Raw genomic sequence first — 24922 nt, forward strand, 5'->3', positions numbered from 1 at the left:
TGAGCCTGCGAAGGGTGGGGAGGACGGGGTCCTCCTTCAGGTGGCGGCGGCGGAGGGGGTCGCCGCCCGCGCCGCCTCGAGCAGCTCGCCCACGCCCGTGCAGATCCCGCGGGAGAGGACGTCGACGTCGGGGAAGGCGTCGAAGTCGGCGTTGATCCCGAAGGTCATGGTGCCGAGGTAGGAGAAGATCCCGATCGACACCCGGGTGCCGCCGGCGATCGGCACGTAGGCGTGGGCGGACTCCATGCGGCGGCCCAGCACGTACAGCGGCACGCGCGGCCCGGGGACGTTCGTGGTCACGGCCTGGTACCAGAGGTTGGAGGCGGCCACGGCCGCGCGCACGCCCAGGGCGAGCAGCGTGGGGGCCACGAAGTCGCCCATCGCGATGATCGAGCGCGCGTCGACCGTCTGCAGCAGCTTCTTGTGCTCGTTCATCTGCCGGCGGATGGAGGTCAGCCGGGCGACCGGGTCGGGCTCGCTGACGGGCAGGTCGACGAAGACCGCGGAGATCTGGTTGTCCAGCTGCCCGCGCTGGCCGGGCTGGCGCACCGAGACCGGGACCATCGAGCGGACGACCAGCCCCTCGCGCAGCGAGCCGCGCCGCTCCAGCAGGTCGCGGAAGCCGCGCGTGATGGCGGCCAGCACGACGTCGTTGACGGTGCCGCCGAACGCCGTCCGGACCTGGCGCAGGTCCTGGAAGTCGGCGTCGGCCCAGGCCCAGCGCCGGTGCGGGCCGATCGGCCCGTTGAGCGAGCGGGCGGTCGGAGTGGCCAGCTTGCGCGCCGTCCTGGGCATGGTGGCGCCCAGTGACCGGCCGAGCTGCACGACGCTGCGGCCGGCGCCCTTCACGCCCTCCGTGCCGGACAGCCGGGTCAGCTCGCGCAGCGGGTGGGTGACGGCGTCCTGCACGGCGCCGGCGACGACCTCGACGGACGACGGGCTGCGCTGCGGCGTCCAGTCCTGCGGGTCGCTGTGCGTGGCGTCGGGGGTCAGGTCGAACATCAGCTGCATCAGGTCGGTGCCGGCGATGCCGTCGACCATGCAGTGGTGCACCTTGGAGATCAGCCCCCACCGCCCGTCCTCGAGGCCCTCGACCAGCCAGAGCTCCCACAGCGGCTTGGCCAGGTCCAGGCGCTGGCCGAGGACGCGGCCGGCCAGGTTGCGCAGCTGCTCCTCACCGCCCGGGGTCGGCACCGCGGTGTGCCGGACGTGGTACAGGATCTGGAAGTGCGGGTCGTCGACCCACAGCGGCCGGCCCAGGTTCAGCGGCACGGTGCGCACCCGCTGCCGGTAGCGGGGGACCAGCGGCAGCTTGCTGAGCAGCAGCCGCACCACGTCGCCGTAGGAGGGGGCCGGTCCCTCGAACACGGCCACCGAGCCCACGTGCAACGGCGTGTTCTCGCTCTCGGCGTAGAAGAACCCGGCGTCGGTCGGACTCATGCGGTCCACGATCAGCTCCCTCCGTGCCCCCGTCGCTCCTGACGGGTCGCCGTGCCGCCCCTACCCGACCACGTGGTGCCGGTCACGTCCACCGCTGGGTCACCCGGTGCGGCGCGCGTCTGGCAGCGCGGCCTCGACGCGGTCCAGCAGCCGCAGGAACGCCGCGTCCACGACCGCGGTGCGGGTCAGGTTGACGCTGTGCCCGGCGCCGTCGACGACGACCAGCTCGGCCGCCGCCCCGATCTCCTCGGCCAGCCGCCGGCCGTGTCCCACGGGGGTGAGCCGGTCGTGCGTGGCGGCGACGACGGTGACCGGTACGCGGGCGATCACCGGCAGCGCCGCGGACTCGTCGTGGTCGAGGAAGGTGGCGTAGAACGCCATGGTCACCGGCAGCGGCGTCTGCTCGAGCAGGTCCTGCACCCTGCGGACGTCGTCCGGCGCCGCGTCGTCCCGCCCGAAGAGGTACCGCCGGATGTAGAGCCGGCCGATCCGGGTGCCCCGCTTCCGGTGGCGCTCCAGGGTCGGGGCGAGCGCCTGCAGCAGCCAGAGGTAGAGCGGCAGCAGGTGCAGCCGGCGCAGGATCCGGACGGTGAGGCCGACGACCCCGTGGCTGGCCAGCCCACCGGCCGAGGTGGCCAGCAGGAACACGCCGGCGACGCGGGTGCCGAACAGCTCGGGCCGCTGGCGGGCCAGCGCCATGACGCTCATCCCGCCCATCGAGTGGCCGGCCAGCACGACCGGACCCTCGGGCACGACGGCGTCGAGCACCTGGCCCAGGTCGCGGCCGGTGCGGTCGATGGTGGCCCGGGTCAGCGGCGTCCAGCCCGAGCGGCCGTGCCCGCGCTGGTCCCACAGCACCAGCCGGGCGCGGGACCGCAGGGCCTGCCGTTGCAGGTCCCACTCGCCGAGCCGGGCGGTGAAGCCGTGGCTGAGGACGACGGTGAGCGGGGCGCGCTCGTCCCCGTCGACCTCCACGTGCAGGTCGACGCTGTCGTCGGTGCGGACGGTGAGCTCTCGGGATGCCACCCCGCCATCCTCGCCCGGACGCCGTCGGGTCACTCGTCGGCGACGGCCGTGCCGGGACGGCGGCCGGGCGCGGCGTCGCGGACCAGCCGGCGGGCGGCGTCCACCTCGCGGGCGACCGGCGCGAGGACGCCGTCGGCGTGGATCTCGGCGTCGTCCGGCGCCCGGTGGGCGCGGATGTCCTCCTCCAGCTCGCGGATGGCCCGGCGCAGCACCGCGACCTGGGCGAGGTCCGGCGCGGGTTCGCCGTGCCGGGTGGCGATGACGGCCTCGGTGACGGCGTCCGACGTCCGCTCCAGCTGCACGATGACCGGCCAGAAGGCGGCGGCACGGGTGCTGACCGGCGGCGGCTCGGCGAGCCGGCGCTGCAGCTGGGTGTGCAGCTCGGTGAGCGCCCGGTAGCTGCGGCGGCGGGCACGGCGCCGCTCGGCGGGGCTGCCGGTGAAGGCGGCCTCGACGAACTCGTCGAGCGCGTGCGCGGCGTCGCGCAGGGCCTCGTCCAGCGGTGCCCGCCAGGTCTGCGGCCACAGCAGGTAGCCGAAGACCAGCACGATCGCGCAGCCGATGAGGGTGTCGAGCAGCCGCGCGCCGACCAGGCCCGGCCCGCCGGGCAGGGCGAGGTCGAGCAGCAGGATGACCACCGGGGTCTGGAAGACGGAGAACAGCCCGAAGTTGGCCGCGCGGCCCCACGGGAGCAGCGCCGCGGCGCCGGCCATCGCGACGATCACCCAGCCGTTGCGCGGCAGCACCGACAGCAGCAGCGAGCCGATGAGGACGCCGACCAGCGTGCCCGCGCCGCGCTGGACCGCACGGGTGAACACCGAGCCGAAGTCGGGCTTGAGCACGATCGCGACGGTGAGCAGCACCCAGTAGGGCCGCTCGATGGGCAGGTACTGGCGGGCGATCTCGGCGATCGTCATGCACAGCGCCAGCCGGACGGCGAACCCACGGGTGTCGGCGCTGCCGAGGGTGCGGTCGGAGAGCTCGCGCAGCCGGGACCGCCAGTCCGGCCGCAGCGGGGGCACCGCGGCGCCGGCCCGTTCCTGGGGGTCGCCGACGACGTTCCACGCCAGGCGCAGCCCGTGGCGCACCGCCCGCCGGGTGGGCGCGCCCTGCTCCAGGTGCTCGGGCCGCTCGTCGGGGAGGGGTCGCGTGCCGGTGACCGCGGCGGCGAGCGCGTGGACGGCGCCGACGTCCTGCGGGTCGGCGGGCACCCCGGCGCGGGCGGTGGCGACCGTGCCCTCGACCAGCGGGGCGGCCGCGTTGAGGATCCCGGCCAGCTCGGAGAGCTCGCGGCTGCGGCCGGCGGTGCGGCTGCGCGAGCGGATGACCCGGTCGTAGGCGTCGTTGAGCGCGGTGGTCAGCTCCCGGCGGGCCTCCTCGGCCCGGGGTGTCCCGGCCGCGGCGAGCAGCTCCCCGATGCGGGTGAAGACGGTCGCGACCGCCGTCCGGTCGGGGTCGCTGGGCTCGGTGGCGTACTGCACCAGCGTGGTCAGCGTGGCCCAGGCCGCGCCGGCGACGAAGCAGCCGACCTCGGCGGCGGGGGACAGCGGGGTCACCAGCCCGGAGGCCAGCGCGGTGTAGACGAGCAGCTGCAGCGCGCCGAGGGACAGGGCGGCGTTGACCGCGCTGACGAACGCGGCCAGTGCGGCGGCGAGCGCGATGACCACGACCGGCAGCCAGCCACCGCCGGAGGCGAACTGGCCGACGAGCAGCCCGATGCCGCCGAAGAGGGTCGCCGCGGCGGTGCGGCGCAGCCGGTCGCGCAGCGGCCCGCCCTGCGGGGCGAGGCTGCCCGCGAGCGCGCCGGTGGTGGCGAAGACGCCGGCGCCGAGCACCGGCCCCGGGTCGATCCCGCCCTCGACGGCGACCGCCACGGCCAGCGGCGCGGGCACCGTCACGGCGAAGCGGACGACGTCCCGCCAGGGCACCGGGGGAGGCGTCGTGCGCACCAGCTCCTCGAGCCAGGCCGGTGCACGCAACCCCCGCTCCACCACGGTGCCCGAGCTTTCCACCCCGCCGCTCCGGGATGCTGGTGGCGTGACCGACGTCGCTGCCGTGCGGGTCGCCTCGGCCGACGACCTGCGGGCGCTGCCGGCCGTCGAGGACGCGGCCGACGAGCTGTTCCGGTCGCTGGGCGTGCTCGACCTGCCGCCCGCGGCGTCGCGTGCGGAGGCCTGGCGGGTGCTGGTCGTGGGGCGGCCGGTGGCGGGCTTCGCCGTCCTCGAGCGGGTGGACGGCGACGTGCACCTCGAGCAGCTCTCGGTGCACCCGTCGGCGATGCGGCGTGGCTCCGGGACTGCGCTGCTCACCGCCGCCGTGGACCTCGCCCGATCGGCCGGTGCCCGCCGCGTCACGCTGCTGACCTACGCCGACGTGCCGTGGAACGCGCCGTTCTACGCGAGGCGCGGGTGGGCGGTGACCGACGACCTCGGCCCGTCGCTGCGGGAGCTGGTCGCGAGCGAGGTGGAGCTGCGGCTCGCCCGGCACGGCCGACGCGTCGTGATGGCGCGCCCGGTGTAGCGCCGGATGTGGCGAGATCGACGTTGTCGTGGCCATCAGCCGCTGATCGCCACGAGATCGTCGATCTCGCGGCGGGTCGGCCTGCCTACGCTGCCGCGGTGACCGTGACACTCGGGGAGGTCGTCGCCGCTCTCGAGGCGCGCTACGACCCGGCGCTGGCCGAGGACTGGGACGCCGTCGGGCTGGTCTGCGGCGACCCCGACGAGCCGGTTGCGCGTGTGCTGTTCGCCGTCGACCCGGTGGCCGCTGTCGTCGACGAAGTGGTGGGGACCGGCGCGCAGCTGCTGGTCACCCACCACCCGCTGTTCCTCACCGCCGTCCACGGCGTGCCGGCCGACGACCCCAAGGGCCGCCTCGTGCACCGGCTCGTCCGGCACGGCGCGGGCCTGTTCGTCGCGCACACCAACGCCGACCGGGCGCCCGGCACCGGTGTCAACGACGCCCTCGCCGACGCCCTCGGACTGCAGGGCACCGCCCCGCTCCAGCCGGTGCCCACCGACGCCCGCGCCGGGCTCGGCCGGATCGGTCGCCTCGCCGAGCCGGTTCCCCTCGCGGGGTTCGTCGAGCTCGTCGCCGCGGCCCTGCCCGGGACGGTGGGCGGCGTCCGTGCCGCCGGCGACCCGTCCCGCCGCGTCGAGACCGTCGCCGTCTGCGGCGGCAGCGGCGGCTCCCTGCTCCCCGCAGCCGCGGCAGCCGGCGCCGACGTCCTGCTCACCAGCGACCTGCGGCACCACCCGGTGTCGGAGTCCCAGGAGGTCCCCGGCCCCGCCCTGTGCGACGTCGCGCACTTCGCCTCCGAGTGGCCCTGGCTGCCCGTCGCGGCCGACGCCCTCGCCCGGGACCTCTCCGGCCGGGTCGAGGTCGCCGTGTCCCGGCGGCGCACCGACCCGTGGACGGCGCACGCCGCGACCCGGGAGCGGCCGGGGAGCCCGCCGCCCGCAGGTAGGTTGAGCGGGTGAAGGCCGACCACTTCGACCAGCAGAAGCTCCTGGCCCTCGCCGCCGAGGACATCGCCCTCGGGCAGCTGGCCCACCGCCGGCGCACCCTCCCCGAGAACGCCGCCGTCGAGTCCGCGACCGAGAGGGAGCGCGAGCTGTCCGCCGCCGTGGTCCGCGCCGAGACCGGGGTGCGCGACCTGCAGCGGGAGGTCGGCCGTCTGGAGGGCGACGTCGAGACGGTGCGCGCGCGGGTCACCCGCGACCAGGGGCTGCTCGACTCCGGCAGCGTCTCCGCCAAGCAGATGACCGACCTCCAGCACGAGATGCAGTCACTGGCCCGGCGCAAGTCCGACCTGGAGGACCAGGAGCTCGAGCTCATGGAGCAGCTCGAGACCGCCGAGGCCGCGCTGGCCGGGGCGCGGTCGGGCCACGAGGCGGTGCAGGCCGAGCTGGAGCGCGCCCGGCAGCTGCGCGACGACGCCCTCGCCGACATCGCCGACGGGACGGCGCAGCACGAGACCGCCCGCGCCGAGGCCGCCGCCCGCATCCCGGGTGACCTGCTGGCCCTCTACGAGCGGGTCCGCACCCAGACCGGTGGCACCGGCGCCGCGGTGCTCAAGGCCCGCCAGTGCCAGGGCTGCCGCATCGAGCTGAACGGCCGCGAGCTGGCCGCCGTCCGCAACGCCGACCCGCACGAGGTGGTGCGGTGCGAGAACTGCGGCCGGATCCTGGTCCGGACGGCGGAGAGCGGGCTGTGAAGACGAGGGGCGAGGGAGCATCGCCGCGTGCTGGGGGCACCTCCCGCTTGCGGGGGACAGCGACCGAGGAGCGGATCGAGTCCGGAGTCGAACGGGGTGCGCTGTGAGCCGCCGGTTCGTGGTCGAGGCGGACGGCGGCTCGCGGGGCAACCCCGGGCCGGCCGGCTACGGCGCGCTCGTCCGCGACGCCACCACCGGCACGGTGCTCGCCGAGCGGGCGGAGTCGGTGGGCCGGGCGACCAACAACGTCGCCGAGTACGGCGGGCTGGTCGCCGGGCTGCAGGCCGCGCTCGACCTCGACCCGACCGCCGACGTCGAGGTGCGGATGGACTCCAAGCTCGTCGTCGAGCAGATGTCGGGTCGCTGGAAGGTCAAGCACCCCGACATGCAGAAGCTGGCGCTGCAGGCCCGACAGATCGCCCGGCAGCTGGGCAGCGTCCGCTACACCTGGGTGCCGCGCGCGCAGAACGGCGCGGCCGACGCGCTGGCCAACAGCGCGATGGACGGCCGGCCGGTCCACCGCGACCTGGCCGCCGAACCCACCACCGTGCCCGACGACGTCCAGCCGGTGCCCCCCCGGCCGCCGGCCGTCACCACCGTCACGCACCTGCTGCGGCACGGCCGCACCGAGCACACGCCCGAGCGTCGGTACAGCGGCCGCAACGAGCTGCCGCTGTCGGCCACCGGCCGCGCGGAGGCCGAGGCGGCGGCGGTCCGGGCGAAGGAGCTCGGCATCGACGTCATCGTGGCCTCACCGCTGCGCCGCGCCCGCGAGACCGCCGAGGTCGTCGGCGCCGTCCTCGGCCTCCCGGTCCTGTACGACGACGACCTGGTCGAGCTGGACTTCGGCGACCTCGAGGGGCTCACCGCCGACGAGGCGCTCCAGCGGCACCCGCTGGCCGCCCGCCGCTTCGCCGAGGACATCACCGTGCCCGCGCCGGGCGGCGAGTCGATCACCCAGGTCAGCGACCGCGTCGCCCGCGCCCGGGCCCGCGTCCTGCGCGGCCACGCCGGCAGGACGGTGCTCGTCGTCGCCCACGTGACGCCGATCAAGCTGCTGCTCGCCGCCGGTCTCGACGTCCCCGACGAGGTCGTGCACCGGGTGTTCCTGGAGGCCGCGTCGTTCAGCACGGTCGCCTGGCGCTCCGACGGGCGGGCCGCCGTCCGGTTGGTCAACGACACCGGCCACCTGCGGTGACCGCCGGCCCGGCCACGGACGACGACGTCCGCCGGCTCGGCCGGCTGGACGACGGGACCCGGGACGGGGTCGCCGCGGCCACGGAACCGGGACGGCGCTGCTCGACGCGGCACACCGCATCCTCGCCGTCCTCGCTCAGCCGGTGGCCGAGCTGAGCGTTGCGGACGCCAACCCGCGCGCCCGGGCCCTGCACGAGCGCCTCGGCTACCGCGTCACCGGGCGTGGTGCCGATCCGGGGCCCGCCGGGCCGGAGTCGTGGACCCGGATGCGCCGCGATCCGGCCGGCGTGCAGGAAGGTGTGCGGGTCGGCGGGTGTTGAGTCGAGTGCCCCGCGCCACAGCCGCCGTCCGGCGCGGGGGACCATGTGGCCGCACCCCACCCAGCCGAGGAGCTCCGTGACCGCCACCATCGCGCCCGCCACCCCCGCCGTCGCCGGTGACGAGCGCACGCTCTCGCCGGCCGAGTACGAGACGTGGGCGGCCGAGGTCCGGCGGCTGGCCGAGGAGCGCGGCGCGGTGATCCTGGCGCACAACTACCAGGTCCCCGAGATCCAGGACGTCGCCCACTTCACCGGGGACTCGCTGTACCTGTCCCGGGTCGCGGCGCAGACCGACGCCCGCGAGATCGTCTTCTGCGGCGTCCACTTCATGGCCGAGACGGCGAAGATCCTCTCGCCGGACAAGACCGTGCTGCTGCCCGACCACGCCGCCGGCTGCTCGCTGGCCGACTCGATCACCGCCGAGCAGCTGCGCGAGTGGAAGGCCGAGCACCCCGGCGCCGTCGTGGTCAGCTACGTGAACACCACCGCGGCGGTGAAGGCCGAGACCGACATCTGCTGCACCTCGTCGAACGCGGCCGACATCGTCCGCTCGATCCCCGCGGACCGGGAGATCCTCTTCTGCCCCGACCAGTTCCTGGGCGCGCACGTCAAGCGGGTGACCGGGCGGGACGACGTCCACGTGTGGGCGGGGGAGTGCCACGTGCACGCCGGCATCAGCCCGTCCGACGTCCGCGCGCAGGTCGCCGCGCACCCGGACGCCGAGATCCTGGTGCACCCCGAGTGCGGGTGCACCACCTCGGTGCTCGACCTGGTCAGCCACGGCGACCTGCCCGCCGACCGGACGCGGGTGCTCTCGACCGGCGGCATGGTCGAGCAGGCCGCGACCACGAAGGCGCCGCAGGTGCTGGTGGCCACCGAGGTCGGCATCCTGCACCAGCTGCGGGCGCTCAACAGCGGGACGCAGTTCATCCCGATGAACGAGCGCGCCGCCTGCCGCTACATGAAGATGATCACGCCCGCCAAGCTGCTGCAGACGCTGCGCACCGGCGAGGGCGCGGTGGACGTCGACCCCGGCACCGCCGCCCGGGCCCGCCGTGCGGTCGAGGCGATGATCGCGATCGGGGAGCCCGGCCGCGGCGGCGAGTAGAAGGACCCCCCTGCCCCCGCCACTCGCAGGCTCGCGGCGGGACCCTGCAGGGGAGCCGATCCTCAGCGGAGGACGTCGGCGGAGATGTCGGTGACGATCGCCCGGAAGGTGCTGGTGTCGACCTCGTCGTCCACGGTGACGCGGACGATGTCGGACACCTGCTGCTGGGACGTCGGGGCGACGGCCGCCGCGCGGGCGGCGGCGATGAGGTGCAGCCGCTGGACGCGGGCCTCGGGGCACTCGCGGGCGGTCCGGACCGGGGAGAGTCGGTTCTCGCGCATGCCCCGACGCTAGGCAGGACGGCGGGCCGCGGCGGGAGGCGTGAGGCGTGTCCGGCGCAGGGTGGACCCCTCCGTCACACCCGCCCCGCCCGCCAGGTGCGTCCCGCGTCACACCCGCAGCAGCTGCTGCGCCGTCCCCTCCCGGTCCAGCCACGCGTCCACCTGGCCGGCCGGCAGCGGCGGCGAGTGCAGGTACCCCTGGCTCTCGTCGCAGCCGAGCCGGGCCAGGTGGGCCAGCGTGGCGGCGTGCTCGACCCCCTCGGCGACGATCCGCAGGCCCAGCCGGTGGGCGAGGGCGATCGTGCTGGCCACGATGGCCTCGGTGCGCGGGTCGGTGAGCAGGTCCGCGGTGAACGACCGGTCCAGCTTCAGCTCGGCCACGGGCAGGTCGCGCAGGTAGGACAGCGACGAGTAGCCGGTCCCGAAGTCGTCGATGCTGACGGTGACGCCGAGGTCGGCGAGCCGGCCGACGACGGCCAGGCTGCGCTCGGGGTCGCCGAGCAGCACGCTCTCGGTGACCTCGAGGACGAGCTGCTCCGGCGGCACGCCCGAGCCGCGGAGGAGGTCGGCGAGCCGGTCGGGCAGGTCGGTGTCGAGCAGGTTGCTGGCCGACAGGTTGACCGACACCCGCAGGTCGCGGCCGGTTGCCCGCCAGGCGGCGGCCTGGGCGACGGCCTGCCGCAGCACCTCGTCGGTGAGCGCACCCATCAGCCCGTGCACCTCGGCCAGGGGCAGGAACTCCATCGGGCCGAGCAGGCCGCGGACCGGGTGCTGCCAGCGGACCAGGGCTTCCACACCGACGACCCACCCGGTGCCGACGTCGACCTGCGGCTGGTGGTGCAGGACCAGCTGGCCGGTGGTGAGGGCGGTGCGCAGCTCCTCGACCAGGACGAGGTGGCGGCTGGTCTCGGCGTGCCGGGTGCTGTCGTAGACGGCCACGCCGGTGCCGGAGCGCTTGGCGGCGTACATGGCCGTGTCCGCCTGCTGGAGCAGCAGCTCGACCGGGCTCCCGCCGTCCTCTGGCAGCGGCGCGCCGCCGGCCCGGTGGGCCACCCCGATGCTGGCGGCGACGTGCACGGACATGCCGCCGACGGAGAAGGGCTCGGCGAGCTGCAGGGACAGCCGCCGGCCCAGCGCGGCGGCGGCCTCGTCCGGTCGCGCACCGACCTCGAGCGGTGCGACGACGGCGAACTCGTCGCCGCCCAGGCGGCCGAGCAGGTCGCCGCTGCGCAGCAGGGGCTGCAGCCGTGCGGCCACCAGCCGGAGCAGCTGGTCGCCGGCGGAGTGACCGAGGCCGTCGTTGACCTCCTTGAACTTGTCCAGGTCCAGCAGGGCCAGCGCCATGGGCACCTGCTCGTCGGCCAGCTCCCGCACGCGGCGCAGCACCGCCCGGCGGTTGGCCGCACGGGTCAGCTCGTCGGTGAGGGCCTCGCGGCGGGTGACCGCCAGCAGCGCCAGCTCCCGGACGTTCATGAGCAGTCGCACGCCCGCGCCGATGATGGCCAGGGCAGCGCAGCAGGCTGCGACGGTGGGGCCGCGCTCGATGAACAACGCGACCGTCGACGCCGCGATGACGACGAAGGCCCCGATCGTCGACGCCGCCGGGTCGGCGGCGCGGGGCGCGCTGCGGGCCGGACGCAGTGCGGCGGCGAGGCCGAGGAGGGCCGCAGCGGCCGGGTCGGCCACCGCGACCCACCCGGCGGGCGTCCCGCCGCCGAGCACGGTCGCCGCGTCCCCGGCCAGTCCCACGCCCACGGCGGCCGCCACCAGCCACGGCCGGGGGTCGTGCCGCATGGCCGCCAGGCCCAGGACGGACAGCACGGTGCCGAGCAGGACGAACCCGGTGGCGACCTGGGCGAGCAGGGGCTGCAGCTCCCACCACGGCGCAGTGGCCAGGGGTGACCCCGCCCGTGTCACCGCGATGTTCAGGAGGGCCACGGCGGCGAGCACGGCCGAGACGCCGTTGAGGATGTCGTTCGGGTCGGCCAGCTGGCCGCTGGAGCGGTTCCACCGGACCAGGCCGGCGTGGACGAGGGGGAAGGTCAGCACGGGAGCCCAGGTCACGGGTAGGGGCGCCACGTCGCGGGTGGCGTCGGCCAGGCTCAGGACACCACTGGCGACCACCGCGGCGGAGAAGACGACGGAGGCGAGGGCGAGCCGGCCCCAGACGACCCGCTCCTGCGGCAGGGTGCGGGCCCGCCACACGAGCAGCGCGCAGAACGCGCCCTGCAGGACCAGGACGGGGACGACGGTGGCCGGGGTGAGCCGGTCGGCGTCCACGACCGAGGCCGGTCCGAGGACCACCACGGCCGCCAGCGCGGTCAGCGGCAGGGGGACGGCGACCAGCACCACCCACCAGGGTGTCCCGGGCAGGAGCCGGGAGCGCACGCGGACCGTCATGCCAGGGTGATCGTGCGTCCGGCGACCCGGCTGAACGCCGATCACCCCAACGGGGCGGCCGCCGGTCAGATCCGGGTGAACAGGTACACCGACACCGCGATGCCGAAGGCGACGATGAACACCCGCAGCGGCGTGGCCGGGATCCGGGTGGCGATGCGGGCGCCGAGGAAGCCGCCGAGCAGGCTGGCCGGGGCGGCGACGGCGACGACCTGCCAGGCGACCGGGCCGAACAGGCCGAAGACGACCACCGTGACGGTGGCGGTGACCGCCGACAGCGCGGACTTCAGCGCGTTGGCCAGCTTCAGCCGGTGCAGGCCCACCCCGAGGACGCCGACCAGGATCACGCCCAACGCGCCGCCGAAGTAGCCGCCGTAGACGGTCGCCAGGAACAGCGCGACGTACAGCCACACCGGGTCGCGCCGCGGGCCGCCCTCCTCGGCCTTCCTGAGGCGCCTGGTGAGCAGCGGCTGGACGGCCAGCAGCAGGCTGGCCAGCAGGACCAGCACGGGGACGACGACGTCGAAGGCCGCCGTCGGCGTGGTGAGCAGCAGGACGCTGCCCGCGACACCACCGAGCAGGGCGACCAGCCCGAAGCGGACCAGCCGGCCGCGCTGCCCGGCGTACTCCGACCGGAAGCCGACGACGCCACCGAGGTAGCCCGGCCACTGGGCGATCGAGTTGGTGACGTTGGCGGCCACGGTGCCCAGCCCGAGCGCGACCAGGGTGGGGAAGAGGATCAGCGACCCGCCGCCGGCCACGGAGTTGACGGCACCGGCGAGCAGGGCGACGCCTGCGGCGATGGCCAGGTCGAGGGCGGACACGAGCGGCGAGCCTACGGTGACCGCGTGGGGCTCACACGGGCGGCGGCGGGGTTGGCGGCGGCACTGGGCGGTTCGGGGGTGCTGCACCTGGTCCGGCCGCGGACCTTCGAGTGGCTGGTGCCGCCGGAGCTGGGCGACGCCCGGCGCTGGGTGCACGCCAGCGGGGTCGCCGAGATCGCCACGGCCGGGCTGATGGCGGTGCCGGCGACGCGGCGGGCCGGGGGCTGGGCCGCCGCGGCGCTGCTGGCGGCCTTCGTGCCGGCGCACCTGCACACGTTCCGGGTGGTGCCGCGGCGGCCGTTGCCCATGACGATCGCCGCCGTCCGGCTGCCGCTGCAGGTGCCGCTCATCCGCATCGCGCTGGGGGTCGCCCGGGGCGGCGGCCGCTAACGGACCCGGCGCCGGTGCAGCTCGTGCACCTCCTCGTCCAGGCCCGGCACCGGACCGTCGACGGGCACGTCCGGCGCGATCTGCGTGATCGGCAGCGGGCGGACCGGCGCCGGCCCCAGGCCGAGCTCGGCAAGCCAGCCGGCCGTCTGCACCCCCGAGCTCGCGTAGACGATGCGGCCCAGCCCCACCCAGGCGTGCGCGGCGGCGCACATGGGGCAGTGCTCGCCGGAGGTGTAGACGGTGGCCCGGGACCGGTCGGCCGGGGACAGGTGCTCGGCGGCCCAGCGGGCGATCGCGAACTCCGGGTGCTGCGTGGCGTCGCCGGAGGCCACGTGGTTGTGGTCCTCGAACAGCACCTGCCCGTCGGGGTCCACGAGCACCGACCCGAAGGGCTCGTCCCCGGCGTCGAGCGCCGCGCGGGCGAGCTCGATGCAGCGGCGGAGGTGGGCGAGGTCCGCGTCGTCGACCATGCGGCCCATCCTGCGGTGCGGGCGCCGGCCTCGCCGTCCGTCGTCCCCCGGGAGCAGACTGCGGCCATGCCGTCCCTCCCCATGCCCGACGACTGGCAGCGCGCCCTGGTCGTGGCCGCGCACCCCGACGACATCGAGTACGGGGCGGCCGCGGCCGTCGCCGTCTGGACGGCGGCCGGCAAGGAGGTGCACTACCTGCTGGCCACCCGCGGTGAGGCCGGCATCGCCGGGATGTCGCCAGCCGAGGCGGGCCCGCTGCGCGAGGAGGAGGAGCGCCGTTCGGCGGCCGTCGTGGGGGTGTCGGAGGTGGAGTTCCTCGACCACCGGGACGGCGTGCTGGAGGCCGGGGTGGCGCTGCGCCGCGACCTGGCCGCCGCGATCCGCCGGCACCGGCCGGAGCTGCTGCTCACCATGTACGGCGGCCCGACGTGGACCCCGCCCGGGATCAGCCCGGGCTACCTGAACTCCGCCGACCACCGGGCGCTCACCCAGAGCGTGCTCGACGCGGTCGCCGACGCCGGCAACGAGTGGATCTTCCCGGAGCTGACCGAGGAGCCGTGGTCCGGCGTCACGTACGTCGCCGTCCACACGATCGACCCCGAGCCGCCGCACGTGATGGACGTCAGCTCCGGGGTGGAGAAGGCGGTGGCGTCGCTGACCGAGCACCGCCGCTACCTCGAGGCGCTGTCGGAGGAGCCGGTCGAGGAGCAGGCACGTCGACAGATCGACATGGCGACGCTGACCGACGACGGCGACCGCCGGGTCGGCTTCGCCCTCTACTGGGGCTGACGACGCACCTCTAGACTGGTCGGCACGACGGACGAGTCGGCCGGGCGGTCGCGTCGGTGGGGGAGACCCCGTCGCCGAGGAACGTCCGGGCTCCACAGGGCAGGGTGGTCGCTAACGGCGACCCGGGGTGACCCGCGGGACAGTGCCACAGAGAACAGACCGCCGGCGGTACGCCGTCGGTGAGGGTGAAACGGTGGTGTAAGAGACCACCAGCGCGCCGGGTGACCGGCGCGGCTCGGTAAACCCCACCCGGAGCAAGGTCGAGAGGGACGGCGGACTGGAACTGCAGGACGCCGTCCTGCGCAGGCGTTCGAGGGCTGCCCGCCCGATGCCTGCGGGTGGACCGCTGGAGCCTGCCGGCAACGGCAGGCCTAGATGGATGACCGCCCATCGGGATGCCGTGAGGTACCCGTGGACAGAACCCGGCGTACAGGCCGACTCGTCCGTCGCCCGCCCCCGAACTGCGGGAACGCGGTCAGGGGCGGGTGTCAGTCCGCACGGGTCCGCAACTCGTCGTCCGAGGGCCGCGTCCGACGCCGGTCGGGGCTTCGGTCGCGCTCGAGATGCAGGCGCAGCCAGCGTTGCTCGCACGGCACAGCGCGGTGCCGGGCGACGACCGGCAGGTCCGATGAGATCGTCCGCGTCCGCCGGTCAGAGCTCCCGTACCGCGTCGTGGACCAGGAGGACGCATGCGGAAGATCGTCGTGCACATGATGCTGTCGCTGGACGGCTACTTCGAGGGGCCGGACCGCGACCTGAGCTGGCACCACGTCGACGAGGAGCTGCACGCGCACTTCAACGAGCAGCTGGCGACCAACAGCGCCTTCGTGGAGGGCCGGATCTCCTACGAGCTCATGGAAGCGGTCTGGCCGACCGCCGACCAGGACCCGGACTCCCCGCCGACCATGCGCGAGTTCGCCGGCATCTGGCGGGCGGTGCCGAAGATCGTGTTCTCCCGCACGCTGCGGGAGGTCGGCCCCAACGCCACGCTGCGGGCAGAGGTGGACCCCGACGAGATCCGCGCACTGAAGCAGCAGCCCGGCGGGGACATGACGCTCGGCGGGGTCGACCTGGCCGGGACCTTCCGCCGACTGGACCTGGTCGACGAGTACCGGCTCTACGTCAACCCGGTCGTCATCGGCCGCGGGCGACGGCTGTTCGAGACCGCCGACCACCCGACCGACCTGGAGCTGGTGGAGACCCGGCGGTTCGGCAACGGTGTCGTCCTGCTGCGCTACGCCGTCCGACGGCCCTAGCCGTCACCTCGAGTGGTCCGAGCGAGACGACCGCGGCCCGCGTCCGGGCGGAACACGCTCGACGACCCATTGCGGCGTGGGGTCGGGGCTGGACGATGCACCCGTGACCGAGGACCCTTTGGCGCCCGACGTCATCGGCCAGCCCCCCGACGTTGCTGCGCGTTCCTGCTTCGAGCGCGGTCTGGAGTTGCAGGTCGAGGACGCCGAGTGGTCCTCCTCGTACTGGGGGCAGGGGCAGCCGTGGCGAGTGACCTGGCAGTCGCCGGGACCCGGCGAACGGATGGCATCGCCCGCGGTCGTGGTCCGCGTGAGCTTGCGTGAGCCTCCCGATGAGGCAGGCCGGCGCCGGCCCCGCATCAGCTGACCGGGACGGGCCGCCGGTCGCCCCAGCCCGTGTCGGTGTGCGCACGGTGCCGCTCGCCGCTCGCCGCTCGCCGCTCGCCGCCCGGCGCCCGAGCCCGGGTCACCGGTCCGAGAACGTCCACAACTCGCTGATGGGCCGCAACCCGGGGATGCTGTGCCCGGAACTCCGGCCGCAAGGGGGGTGACGGTGGACTTGCACAGTCGTCCGTCGGTCCGGCCCGGTCCCGTGCGTCGCCGAGCCACGTCCCGGCGACGGCCACCTGCACGACGGCCTCCGCGGGGACCGTGTCCCGTCGTCTCCCGCGGAGGACCTCCGGCCTGTCGTCCGGCCGGCTCGACCGCCGGAGGGTTCCCGGCCCTGTGCCGGAGCCATCCGGGACCCCACCAGATCCTGTAGACGCGAAGGGGATGAGCCTTGTCCAGGTCCCACCAGGAAGCCGCTGTCCCGCCGGGGTCGCGCACGCCCATCGTCAAGGTCGTCGGCGCCAGCCTCGTCGGGACCACCGTGGAGTGGTACGACTTCTTCCTCTACGGCTCGGCCGCCGCGCTGGTCTTCAACACCCTGTTCTTCCCCGACTTCGACCCGCTCGTCGGCACGCTGCTCGCCTTCGCCACCTACGCCGTGGGCTTCGCGGCCCGGCCCATCGGCGGCGTCGTCTTCGGGCACTTCGGCGACAAGGTCGGCCGCAAGCAGATGCTGGTCATCACGCTGATGCTGATGGGCGGCGCGACGTTCCTCATCGGCCTGCTGCCGACCTACGGGGCGATCGGCGTCTGGGCGCCCATCCTGCTGATCCTGCTCCGGCTGGTGCAGGGCTTCGCCCTCGGTGGCGAGTGGGGCGGGGCGGTGCTGATGGCCGCCGAGTACGGGACGCCGGAGCGACGCGGGTACTGGGCCTCCTGGCCGCAGGCCGGTGCGCCGGCGGGCAACCTCCTCGCCGTCGCCGTCCTCGCGCTGGTCGCGGCGTTCACCACTGAACAGCAGTTCGAGTCCTGGGGGTGGCGCATCCCGTTCCTGCTCAGCGCGGTGCTGGTGGGCGTGGGTCTGTGGATCCGGGTCTCGATCGAGGAGTCGCCGGTCTTCCGGGCCGCCCGCGAGCAGTCCGCCAAGGCCGAGGAGGCTCCCAAGCTGCCCGTCGTCCAGGTCCTGCGCGACTACCCCCGCGAGATCATCCTGGCCATCGGCGCGCGCCTGGCGGAGAACATCGGCTACTACATCTTCACGGCTTTCGCGCTCAGCTATGCCACCCAGCAGCTCGGCGTCCCGCAGGGCACGGCGCTGAACGCGGCGCTCATCGCCTCCGCGATCCACTTCGCCGCCATCCCGACCATGGGGGCACTCTCCGACCGGTTCGGCCGCCGGCCGGTCTACCTCGTCGGTGCGGTCGGCGTGGGGGTCTGGGGGTTCGTCTTCTTCCGCATGTACGACACCCAGTCGTTCGTGCTGCTGGCGCTCGCCGGCACCATCGCCCTGGTCTTCCACGGCGCGATGTACGGGCCGCAGGCGTCCTTCTTCTCCGAGCTGTTCTCCACCCAGGTGCGCTACAGCGGCCTGTCGGTGGCCGGTCAGGTGTCCTCCATCGTGGCGGGCAGCCTGGCACCCGTCATCGCCACGGCACTGCTGATCGAGTACGGCAGTTCGGTGCCGATCTCGCTGTACCTCGCCGGTGCCGCGGTGCTCACGGTGATCGCCGTCCTGCTCAGCCGGGAGACCGCGCGCAGCGACCTGACGCGGGACCCCGCCGCCGATCGGGCGACGGCCGGCGCAGGCCGGCGCTGAGCCCCGCCGTCCGGTGCGGCGCAACGAGGTCATCTCCGCCGACGCCGCGGCGCGAACCGTCGTCGACGGCGACACCGTCGCCACCGGCGGGTTCGTCGGCGTCGGGTTCGCCGAAGAGCCGACGCTCGCGCTGGAACGGCGGTTCGAGGCCACCGGCTCGCCGCGGGACCTCACCCTGGTCCACGCGGCGGGCCAGGGCGACGGCGGCACGCGCGGGCTGGACCACATCGGTGCCGACGGCATGTGCGCCGGGTCGTCGGTGGGCACTGGGGGCTCGTACCGAGCCTCGGGGTGCTCGCGCTCGACGACCGCATCGAGGCGTACTGCCGGCCGCGGGACGTGATCAGCCACCTCTTCCGGGAGATCGCCGGCGGGCGCCCGGGCGTGGGGGGAGGAGCACCTCCTTTTCTCCCGCGCAGCCGGTGCACGTGGCCCTGCTCCGCGGGCCTGTGCGCGACGGACGCGGCGGCCCGGACGCGGCGGAGCCCTTGTCCGCCATGGTCCGGAGCAACGAGGAGCGCTTCTTCCTCTCCTCCAACCGCTACTCGACCACCGCGTTCTCCTGCCGCCAGTTGGGCCGGGAGTTCACCGGGCACGACCTCTACCCCGACCTCAGCGAGCACCCTCGCTGAGCACGTCGTCCACCCCGCCTCGGTGGCGGAGCAGCCAGCAGGACGGGACGACGACGAGGACGGCGCCGGACGCGCCCCCGGAGGCAGGTGCTCAGGAGTTCTGCCGTGTCCCGTCCTCGGGAGCGCTGACGGCCTTGACCATCGATCTGATCTGCAGGCCGGCCGCGGCGGCTGCGACAGCCGCGATCGCGGAACGGAGCAGACGGTGCCTGCGACTCATGGCAGCCTCCCGGAACGGCGGTGTGCCCGATCTCTACTCCGGTGGCTCGATCGGCTCAACGGCCCGTCAGGTCCGGGGACGCCGCGCACGCGGTGCGTCCCAGGTCGGTCCCGGTCACCCTCCGAGCGTGTTCCGGCGAGGGGTCGACTGGAGTTGGCGGGGGAGATCGGCTGGTAGCTCGCCTCGACGACCTTGCTGATCGTCCTGGTGGTCGAGGAGTCGGGCTACTGGCGGCTCATCTGGCTGGCGGTGCTCGTCATCGATGCGGCCGTGGTCGGCTACCGGGTCAGGCGCATGTCTCGACGGCTCCGATCGGCGCAGTCCCGCGCATGAGGGGTCCCCCCCAGAGGCCGCCTTCCGGGAGACCCGGCGCTGCAGCCGTTCAGCACCGCCGACAGCCGGCTCGAGTCCGCACAGAGTCCGCACGTGGTCCGCGAACTGCCGTCAGCGACCCACCCGTCCGAGCTCGACGGCACAGGTCGGCACCCGTGTCCACCGCCGGTCGACGCTGGCCGATCGTCCGTCGACACTCCCCGGCGGACAGACCGGCTGGTTCGCCGTCCGTGGCTGGTCGACGCCCCGGTCGGTCAGCGGGGGCGCGTCTCCGGCGAGCGCCCGGTCAGGAGACGCGTCGTCTGGACGGGTCCCCGGACTCGAACAGCGCGCCCCTCGCCGGTCCGCCGACTGGTGGTCGCCCGCGCCGAGGGGCGAGGGCGCGCAGCTGGTCTGCGCTGAGGGAGCAGCCGCGCGGACAGTCGAACTCGACGGGTCGTCCGTCCACCCAACCGACAGCCGCCGCCCGTCGACAGCTCGGGCAGTCCTCCCAGGTGACCCGCTCACTCGGTTCCATCTCGTTGCCTTCCCGTGCCGTGTGTCGATGCGCGCGTCGTCGCGGACCGGTGCTCACCAGCGCCGCAGCTGGGTCCGGAGGGCGTCCGCGAGACACGACGCGCACCCGTCCGTCCGCCTCGGAGCCCGGGGTCAGGACGTCGAGCTCCCTGCCGCCTGGGCGCGCCACCACGAGCGCCGGGCGCCCGGGGCCGAGTCCGGTGCTCCGGCGCAGCGACGGATCTGGTGGGCGATGACGTGGGCGACGCTGATCTCGCTCCAGCGCGCCCCCGTGGGGGTGCGGAGACCCTCGGCGTCGAGCGTGGCCGCGATGGCGGCCACGGATGCGCCGTCCTGGTGGAGCGCGAGCAGTCGCTGGAGCCAGTGCGAGACGTTCCCACCCCGCTTGACGCGCTTCGGTGTCCTGGCCGCCGCTGTGCGACCGCGCCCTGCGGTGACCGGACGCGTCCACGTCCGCCTCCCCATGAGAGCGGGGAGGGGGACGGCCGGACCCCAGAACCAGCCCTGCGCGGTGGCGCACCCGAGTCCCTGGAGGAGCGCCACCTGCTCGGTCGTCTCGACACCCTCGGCGACCACGCCGACCCCCACGGCCCGGGCGAGGTCGACGATCCACGCGACGATGGCCAGGGCGTCCCGCTGCTCAGCGATGTCCGCGACGAAGCTGCGGTCGATCTTCAGCGCGGAGATGGGGAGGTCCCGCAGGTAGGCCAGCGAGCTGTACCCCGTGCCGAAGTCGTCCATCGCGACCCGGACACCGTGCTCCCGGAGGCCCCGCAGCAGCGCCACCGCCCCGTCGGTGTCCTGCATGATCGCGGTCTCGGTTATCTCGAGGACCAGCCGGCCGGCGGGCAGGCCGGACTCCTCGGTCCAGCCGATCAGGTCCTCGAGGACGCCGGCGTCGGTCAGGCTGGCGGCTGACAGGTTGACGGCGAGGTAGGCGTCCTCGGGCACGACCCCCGCCCGGCGCAGCCGGGCCATGTCGTGCACGGCGCGCCGGATGACCCACCGGTCGAGCTCCGGAGCCAGCCCGCTGAGCTCGGCGACGGTGACGAATGGGTGACACCTCACCGCGCACCGGGTGCGTCCAGCGAGCCAGGGCCTCCAGGCCGACGACGGCCCCCGACCGCAGGTCCACGATGGGCTGGTACTCGAGGTGGACCGCCTCGTCCGCCAGCGCCGTACGGAGATCGGTGGCCAGCGCGTACCGGTGTTCTGCGTCCTCGTCGCGCCTGGCCTCGAAGACGTGCACCCGGCCGCGGCCGGCGCTCTTCCCGGCGTGCACGGCCGTGTCGGCGTGGCGCAGCAGGTCCGTCGCCGGGACCGCCGCGTGCGCCGGGGCGACGACGACGCCGATGGACGCCGTGACGTGCACCGGGGTGTCGTCGACCGGGGTGGGCTGGGCCACCGCGTCGAGGAGACGGCGCGCCAGCGCGCGGGCCTGGTGCTCGTCGGTGTCCTCGCAGATGACCGCGAACTCGTCGTCACCGCAGCGGGCGACGGTCTGGTGGCAGGGCACGGCCGCCCGCAGGCGCGCGCCGACCTCGGCCAGCACCAGGTCACCGACGTCGTGCCCCCGTGAGGCGTTGACCATCCTGAAGTGGTCCAGGTCGACCATCAGGACGGCGGTCGAGCGGTCGGTCCGCGCCAGCGCACGCGTGAGCCGGTCGAGGAGCTGGGAGCGGTCCGGTTGCCGCCCCGGTCCGTCCTGGAGCGCGGCTGCCTGCGGGTGCTGCCTCGCCCGGGGGCCGTAGGTCAGGTCGGCCACCGCCACGTCGGCGCGGACGAACACCAGCTGGCCGGCGTCCGCGCTCGCGCCGGCCAGCACCGACCAGGACGTGGGCACGTCGACGAGGGAGCCGTCGGCGTGCCGGAGCCAGAAGGTCGCGGACCCGGACGCGGCGCCGCCGCGCGCCACGCGCAGGACGTACTGCAGCAGCGCCTCGGAGGAGGGGTGCAGCAGCTCGCGCGCCGGGACGCCGGACACCTCGCCGAGCGACCGGCCCGACAACCGGGCGAGCGCGGCGCCGGCCGTGAGCACCGTGCCGGACAGCGAGCACGAGAACAGGGCGCTCGGGACCTCGTCGGCGCCGGTCCCCCTGTCGCAGGGGTGCGGGTGCCCGTCGGCCGCCACGGCCCCGATCGGCACTGTTGCTCCGTGCTGTGCCCTGGCCACCTGGCTGCTCCTGAGCTGGGGAAGAGGCGGTGCGCGGCTGCGCACCGGCCGTCCTCAGCGTGTGCCAGGAGGCCGGACCCCTACCAGATGCGCCTGTGCCAACCGCCTGGTGCGCTTGCACTAGCACCCACATCCGGCCGATCGGGCAGTGCGGGCGGCGGCACCCGAGCCTGCGGGCGGAGCCCTGACCCGACCGACAGCGGGGCGCCGGCCGGGCTCAGATGCCCTCGACCAGGCCCTCTCGGACGGCGATCGACAGGACCTCGAGCTTGGAGTGCGCGCCGAGCTTGGCCGAGAGGTTGGCCACGTGGTTCCGGACGGTGTGCACGCTGATCGTCAGCTGCTCGGCGATGTCGGCGTTGGACAACCCCCGCGCCAGCAGGTCGAGGATCTCGCGTTCCCGCTCGGTCAGCTCGGCCCTGCCGCCGCCGCTCTGCCTGCGCAGCCGCGGCAGGAGCCGGGTGAGCAGCTTGGCGCTGACCACGGACTCACCCTGGGCAGCGGCCCGTACGCCGTCGATCACGTCGTCCAGCCGCTGGGTCTTGGCGATGAACCCGGCAGCGCCGGCCTCCATGGCGGCGACGAGGAGGCGATCGGAGGTCGTGGCGGTGAGCACCACGATCTTCGCGGAGGGCCGGATGGCGTGCAGGTCCGCGATCGCGCCCACGCCGTCGCCGTCGGGCAGCCGGTGGTCCAGGAGGACGACGTCCGGGGCGGTGGACGCCATCAGGTCACGTGCCTCGGCGATCGACGCCCCCTGTCCGACGACGAGCAGGTCGGGCTCCGCCTGCAGCGCCTGCGCCAGGCTGGCGGCGAACATCTGGTGGTCGTCCACGACCAGGACCCGGACCGTGGGGGGCGAGGACCCACCTGACGTGTCCGGCCACACCACGTTCCGAGTCTGACACGCACCGCACCTGGTGCGCGCGCACTAGACCAGCGGTGCCCTCGCATCACGACAACGGTCGGGGCGTACGCGACCGTGCTCCTGTGCTGACCCCAGTCCGCGGTGAGATCACCGTCGTCATCGCCGATGACGACCACCGCATCGGGGCCGCCGCGGCTGCGCTCCTGGACCAGGAGCCGGACTTCCGGGTCGTCGGGACGGCGGCCACCGGCGACGACGCGGTGACGCTCGTCCGCGACGTCCGAGCGGCACTCGTCCTGACCGACGTGCGGATGCCGGGCGGCGGACCGGACCTGGTCCGCCGACTGGTCGCGCTGCCCCATCGGCCGGTCGTCGCCGGGCTGTCAGCGCAGGCGGACCCGGCGACGTGGACGCGCGTGCTGGCGGCCGGCGGATCCGCCTACCTGCTCAAGGGGACCGTCGCCGACGACCTGCCCGCGCTGCTGCGCCGGTGCGTGCAGGGCCACCTGGTCGTGGGCGTGCCCGGCGCGGCCGACCTGGTCCGCCGGCTGGTCTCCGCCTAGCCGCGTTCCCGTCGGCAGGTCTCCGCGCCCCCCTGCGCCGGGCACGGGGAGGAAGAACGACACGGCGGTGCCGACTCCGCGCGGGCCGGGCCCGGACCGCCACCAGCCGCCGGACGCCAGCGCCCGGTCCCGCATCGCCACGACACCGGAGTGGCGGCGCCCCGAGCGTGCCGACGCCGTGGCGTCCACGCCCGTGCCGTCGTCCACGACCTGCACCTCCACGCCGTGCCCGGTGGCGTCGACGGTGACGCGGACGTGGCGCGCCCGTGCGTGCTTGCGGGCATTGACCATCGCCTCGCGGGCGATCCGGTACGCGGAGACCCGCACCTGCTGCGGGAGGTCGGCCCGCCCCCGCTCCTCGACGGACCACGCGACGTCGCTGTCCTCGAAGACCTGACCCGCCGCATCACACAACCCGTCGGTGAGCGACGCGTCGAGGACCGGCGTCTCCAGTTCGAAGAGCAGGTGGCGCAACCGGACGCTCGCGCCGTGGACGGCGTCCATCACGGTCTCGACCCCGGCGGCCTCCTCGGGCGCGTGGTGGCGCAGCCGGTTGCGGAGGGCGCCCAGGCGCAGGTCGACGGCCGCCAGCGCCTGGACGGAGTCGTCGTGGACGTCGGCGGCGATGCGGGCGCGCTCGTCGTCCTGGGCCTCGACGAGGCGCTCGCTGAGCGCGCGCTGGCGGGCCTCGGTGAGTGCCCGCAGCTCCTGGAACGTCAGGGCCGTGCGCCCGACCATGAGCACGCCGGCGCCCAGCCCCAGGACCGCGGCGACGGGGCTGATCGCGGAGATGCTGCCGTGGAACAGCAGCCCGAGCACGGCGAGACCGCACACGCCGGGGAGGACGAGGACGGTGACCCCTTCCAGGTCCACGGTCCGGGACTCCGTCGAGTGCAGGGACGCCAGCGCCGCGCCGGCCAGCAGCAGGCGGGCCAGGAGCCATCCCAGGTCGACCGGCTCACCCCCGACGTAGGCGTCCCTGGCCACCAGGCCCGCGTAGACCGCGTCGGTCACGAAGAAGGTCACGAACGACGCGCAGAGCAGCCACCAGGACCGGCCGGCGCCCCGGCCGAGGATGGCGAGCGCCGCGACCGCCAGGGCGAGGAGCAGCAGGTCGGCGAACGGGTAGGCGGCGGTCAGCGTCGTGACGCCGTCCTGCTCGAGGGGCACGTCCGCCCCCTCGACGTAGTTCTCCGCCAAGGCCGCGGCCGTCAGGCCGGCGATCAGCCCGTCCAGGGAGAGGCTGGACGGCATCCTGCGCGCCCGGCTGCGCAGTCTCAAGACCAGCCCGATGGCGAGCAGCGTGTAGAAGAGCAGCCACCCCGCATCCGCCCACGAGGGGCTCGGGATCGGGTCGAGGTACTGGTAGTACGCGAAGTAGGTGGTGCTCGCACCGAAGGCCGCGACCAGGCCCGCCGTCATGAACAGCCAGGCCGCCCGGTCCCTGCGGTCGAGGACGCAGCGGAGCGCGAGCACGAGGATGACCAGGCCGTCGACGGTCATGTTCAGCCACCCGTCGATGGCCGACCGGTAGCCCGGCGCCGGGCGGATCCCCGGCAGGAGGGTGACCGCGTAGACCGTGCCCAGCGCGAGCATCAGCCAGGCGGTCACCCGGATGAGCGAGCCGGTGGAGTGCGGCACGTCGCCTCCCGCGTCTGACCCCTGGTCGAGCTGCACACCAGAGGGACGGCGGCCGCCGCGCTGCTCCGCGGCGGGTCCCGACGTCGCCTCCTGGAGGCGGCGGCCAGGACTATAGGCGC

The 24922-nt window shown here is 74.8% G+C and carries 23 protein-coding genes, 1 other RNA gene and 2 pseudogenes; 16 read left to right on the forward strand and 10 right to left on the reverse strand.

The features are described from left to right. Positions 1-36 precede the first annotated feature (36 nt). The 3 genes from BLR12_RS15235 to BLR12_RS15245 form a co-directional block, all read right to left on the reverse strand. Positions 37-1440 (reverse strand): WS/DGAT/MGAT family O-acyltransferase, encoded by a 1404-nt coding sequence (locus tag BLR12_RS15235; protein WP_255363522.1) that lies wholly within the window; start codon positions 1438-1440, stop codon positions 37-39. 99 nt (positions 1441-1539) lie between these two features. Next, positions 1540-2466 carry an alpha/beta fold hydrolase gene (locus BLR12_RS15240; protein WP_091379644.1) on the reverse strand — a complete coding sequence of 309 codons (927 nt, stop codon included), beginning with the start codon at positions 2464-2466 and terminating at the stop codon, positions 1540-1542. 29 nt (positions 2467-2495) lie between these two features. Next, entirely contained in the window at positions 2496-4478 is a 1983-nt protein-coding gene (locus BLR12_RS15245; RefSeq protein WP_091379647.1) for an FUSC family protein, read from the reverse strand. Between the two features lie 25 nt (positions 4479-4503). On the opposite strand from BLR12_RS15245, the gene BLR12_RS15250 reads away from it, so the two are divergent. The 6 genes from BLR12_RS15250 to nadA all read left to right on the forward strand — a co-directional run bounded on the left by BLR12_RS15250 (position 4504) and on the right by nadA (position 9307). After that, positions 4504-4986, forward strand: a complete 483-nt coding sequence (locus BLR12_RS15250) for a GNAT family N-acetyltransferase (RefSeq protein WP_091379650.1) — start codon at positions 4504-4506, stop codon at positions 4984-4986. A 98-nt stretch (positions 4987-5084) separates the two neighbouring features. Continuing rightward, positions 5085-5945 (forward strand): Nif3-like dinuclear metal center hexameric protein, encoded by an 861-nt coding sequence (locus tag BLR12_RS15255; RefSeq protein ID WP_091379652.1) that lies wholly within the window; start codon positions 5085-5087, stop codon positions 5943-5945. After that, entirely contained in the window at positions 5942-6682 is a 741-nt protein-coding gene (locus tag BLR12_RS15260; protein WP_091379654.1) for a zinc ribbon domain-containing protein, read from the forward strand. Before BLR12_RS15255 ends, BLR12_RS15260 begins: the two co-directional genes overlap by 4 nt. A gap of 103 nt (positions 6683-6785) precedes the next feature. After that, a complete protein-coding gene (locus BLR12_RS15265) occupies positions 6786-7880 on the forward strand; it encodes a bifunctional RNase H/acid phosphatase (protein ID WP_091379657.1) in 1095 nt (364 codons plus the stop codon). Positions 7881-8022: 142 nt separating this feature from the next. Further along, positions 8023-8199 carry a hypothetical protein gene (locus BLR12_RS24600; protein ID WP_176832532.1) on the forward strand — a complete coding sequence of 59 codons (177 nt, stop codon included), beginning with the start codon at positions 8023-8025 and terminating at the stop codon, positions 8197-8199. 76 nt (positions 8200-8275) lie between these two features. Beyond that, positions 8276-9307: a quinolinate synthase NadA gene (gene nadA / locus BLR12_RS15270; RefSeq protein WP_255363523.1), complete on the forward strand. Its 1032-nt coding sequence runs from the start codon at positions 8276-8278 to the stop codon at positions 9305-9307. A 62-nt stretch (positions 9308-9369) separates the two neighbouring features. Here the strand turns inward: nadA and BLR12_RS15275 are convergent, their stop codons facing one another. The 3 genes from BLR12_RS15275 to BLR12_RS15285 form a co-directional block, all read right to left on the reverse strand. After that, positions 9370-9588: a hypothetical protein gene (locus BLR12_RS15275; protein ID WP_091379658.1), complete on the reverse strand. Its 219-nt coding sequence runs from the start codon at positions 9586-9588 to the stop codon at positions 9370-9372. A gap of 108 nt (positions 9589-9696) precedes the next feature. After that, positions 9697-11988: a putative bifunctional diguanylate cyclase/phosphodiesterase gene (locus BLR12_RS15280; RefSeq protein ID WP_091379661.1), complete on the reverse strand. Its 2292-nt coding sequence runs from the start codon at positions 11986-11988 to the stop codon at positions 9697-9699. 65 nt (positions 11989-12053) lie between these two features. After that, positions 12054-12809 (reverse strand): sulfite exporter TauE/SafE family protein, encoded by a 756-nt coding sequence (locus tag BLR12_RS15285; RefSeq protein WP_091379663.1) that lies wholly within the window; start codon positions 12807-12809, stop codon positions 12054-12056. A gap of 24 nt (positions 12810-12833) precedes the next feature. On the opposite strand from BLR12_RS15285, the gene BLR12_RS15290 reads away from it, so the two are divergent. Next, complete coding sequence (locus tag BLR12_RS15290) at positions 12834-13199, forward strand: DoxX family protein (RefSeq protein WP_176832533.1); 366 nt, start codon at positions 12834-12836, stop codon at positions 13197-13199. Here the strand turns inward: BLR12_RS15290 and BLR12_RS15295 are convergent. Further along, positions 13196-13669 (reverse strand): nucleoside deaminase, encoded by a 474-nt coding sequence (locus BLR12_RS15295; RefSeq protein WP_091380037.1) that lies wholly within the window; start codon positions 13667-13669, stop codon positions 13196-13198. The two genes, BLR12_RS15290 and BLR12_RS15295, sit on opposite strands and share 4 nt — an antisense overlap. 66 nt (positions 13670-13735) lie before the next feature. Here BLR12_RS15295 and BLR12_RS15300 point away from each other — a divergent pair, with 66 nt between their 5' ends. The 8 genes from BLR12_RS15300 to BLR12_RS24605 all read left to right on the forward strand — a co-directional run bounded on the left by BLR12_RS15300 (position 13736) and on the right by BLR12_RS24605 (position 19042). Then, a complete protein-coding gene (locus tag BLR12_RS15300; protein WP_091380040.1) occupies positions 13736-14458 on the forward strand; it encodes a PIG-L deacetylase family protein in 723 nt (240 codons plus the stop codon). A 32-nt stretch (positions 14459-14490) separates the two neighbouring features. Continuing rightward, an RNA gene (gene rnpB, locus BLR12_RS15305) (RNase P RNA component class A) lies at positions 14491-14904 on the forward strand. Positions 14905-15147: 243 nt separating this feature from the next. Beyond that, complete coding sequence (locus BLR12_RS15310) at positions 15148-15714, forward strand: dihydrofolate reductase family protein (protein ID WP_091379665.1); 567 nt, start codon at positions 15148-15150, stop codon at positions 15712-15714. A 103-nt stretch (positions 15715-15817) separates the two neighbouring features. Continuing rightward, positions 15818-16078 (forward strand): PASTA domain-containing protein, encoded by a 261-nt coding sequence (locus BLR12_RS15315; protein WP_143018787.1) that lies wholly within the window; start codon positions 15818-15820, stop codon positions 16076-16078. A 414-nt stretch (positions 16079-16492) separates the two neighbouring features. After that, positions 16493-17857, forward strand: a complete 1365-nt coding sequence (locus BLR12_RS15320; RefSeq protein WP_091379671.1) for an MFS transporter — start codon at positions 16493-16495, stop codon at positions 17855-17857. 13 nt (positions 17858-17870) lie between these two features. After that, the gene (locus BLR12_RS15325) at positions 17871-18200 is read left to right on the forward strand and encodes a hypothetical protein (protein ID WP_091379674.1); all 330 of its coding nucleotides are present in this window, start codon (positions 17871-17873) and stop codon (positions 18198-18200) included. Positions 18201-18354: 154 nt separating this feature from the next. Then, complete coding sequence (locus BLR12_RS25285; RefSeq protein ID WP_255363524.1) at positions 18355-18489, forward strand: hypothetical protein; 135 nt, start codon at positions 18355-18357, stop codon at positions 18487-18489. 412 nt (positions 18490-18901) lie between these two features. After that, the gene (locus BLR12_RS24605) at positions 18902-19042 is read left to right on the forward strand and encodes a hypothetical protein (RefSeq protein ID WP_176832534.1); all 141 of its coding nucleotides are present in this window, start codon (positions 18902-18904) and stop codon (positions 19040-19042) included. Between the two features lie 648 nt (positions 19043-19690). Here BLR12_RS24605 and BLR12_RS25685 read toward each other — a convergent pair. Both BLR12_RS25685 and BLR12_RS24610 read right to left on the reverse strand, forming a co-directional pair. Then, a pseudogene (locus BLR12_RS25685) lies at positions 19691-21776 on the reverse strand (EAL domain-containing protein). Between the two features lie 172 nt (positions 21777-21948). After that, complete coding sequence (locus tag BLR12_RS24610; protein WP_091379683.1) at positions 21949-22566, reverse strand: response regulator; 618 nt, start codon at positions 22564-22566, stop codon at positions 21949-21951. Between the two features lie 155 nt (positions 22567-22721). On the opposite strand from BLR12_RS24610, the gene BLR12_RS25295 reads away from it, so the two are divergent. Beyond that, positions 22722-23162, forward strand: a complete 441-nt coding sequence (locus BLR12_RS25295; protein WP_255363526.1) for a response regulator — start codon at positions 22722-22724, stop codon at positions 23160-23162. 54 nt (positions 23163-23216) lie between these two features. On the opposite strand, the pseudogene BLR12_RS25690 reads toward BLR12_RS25295, so the two are convergent. Beyond that, positions 23217-24758 (reverse strand): annotated as a pseudogene (locus tag BLR12_RS25690) (sensor histidine kinase); the annotation flags it as partial. Positions 24759-24922 lie beyond the last annotated feature (164 nt).

This window comes from Geodermatophilus sp. DSM 45219, from assembly GCF_900104025.1.
Taxonomy (GTDB): Bacteria; Actinomycetota; Actinomycetes; order Mycobacteriales; family Geodermatophilaceae; genus Geodermatophilus.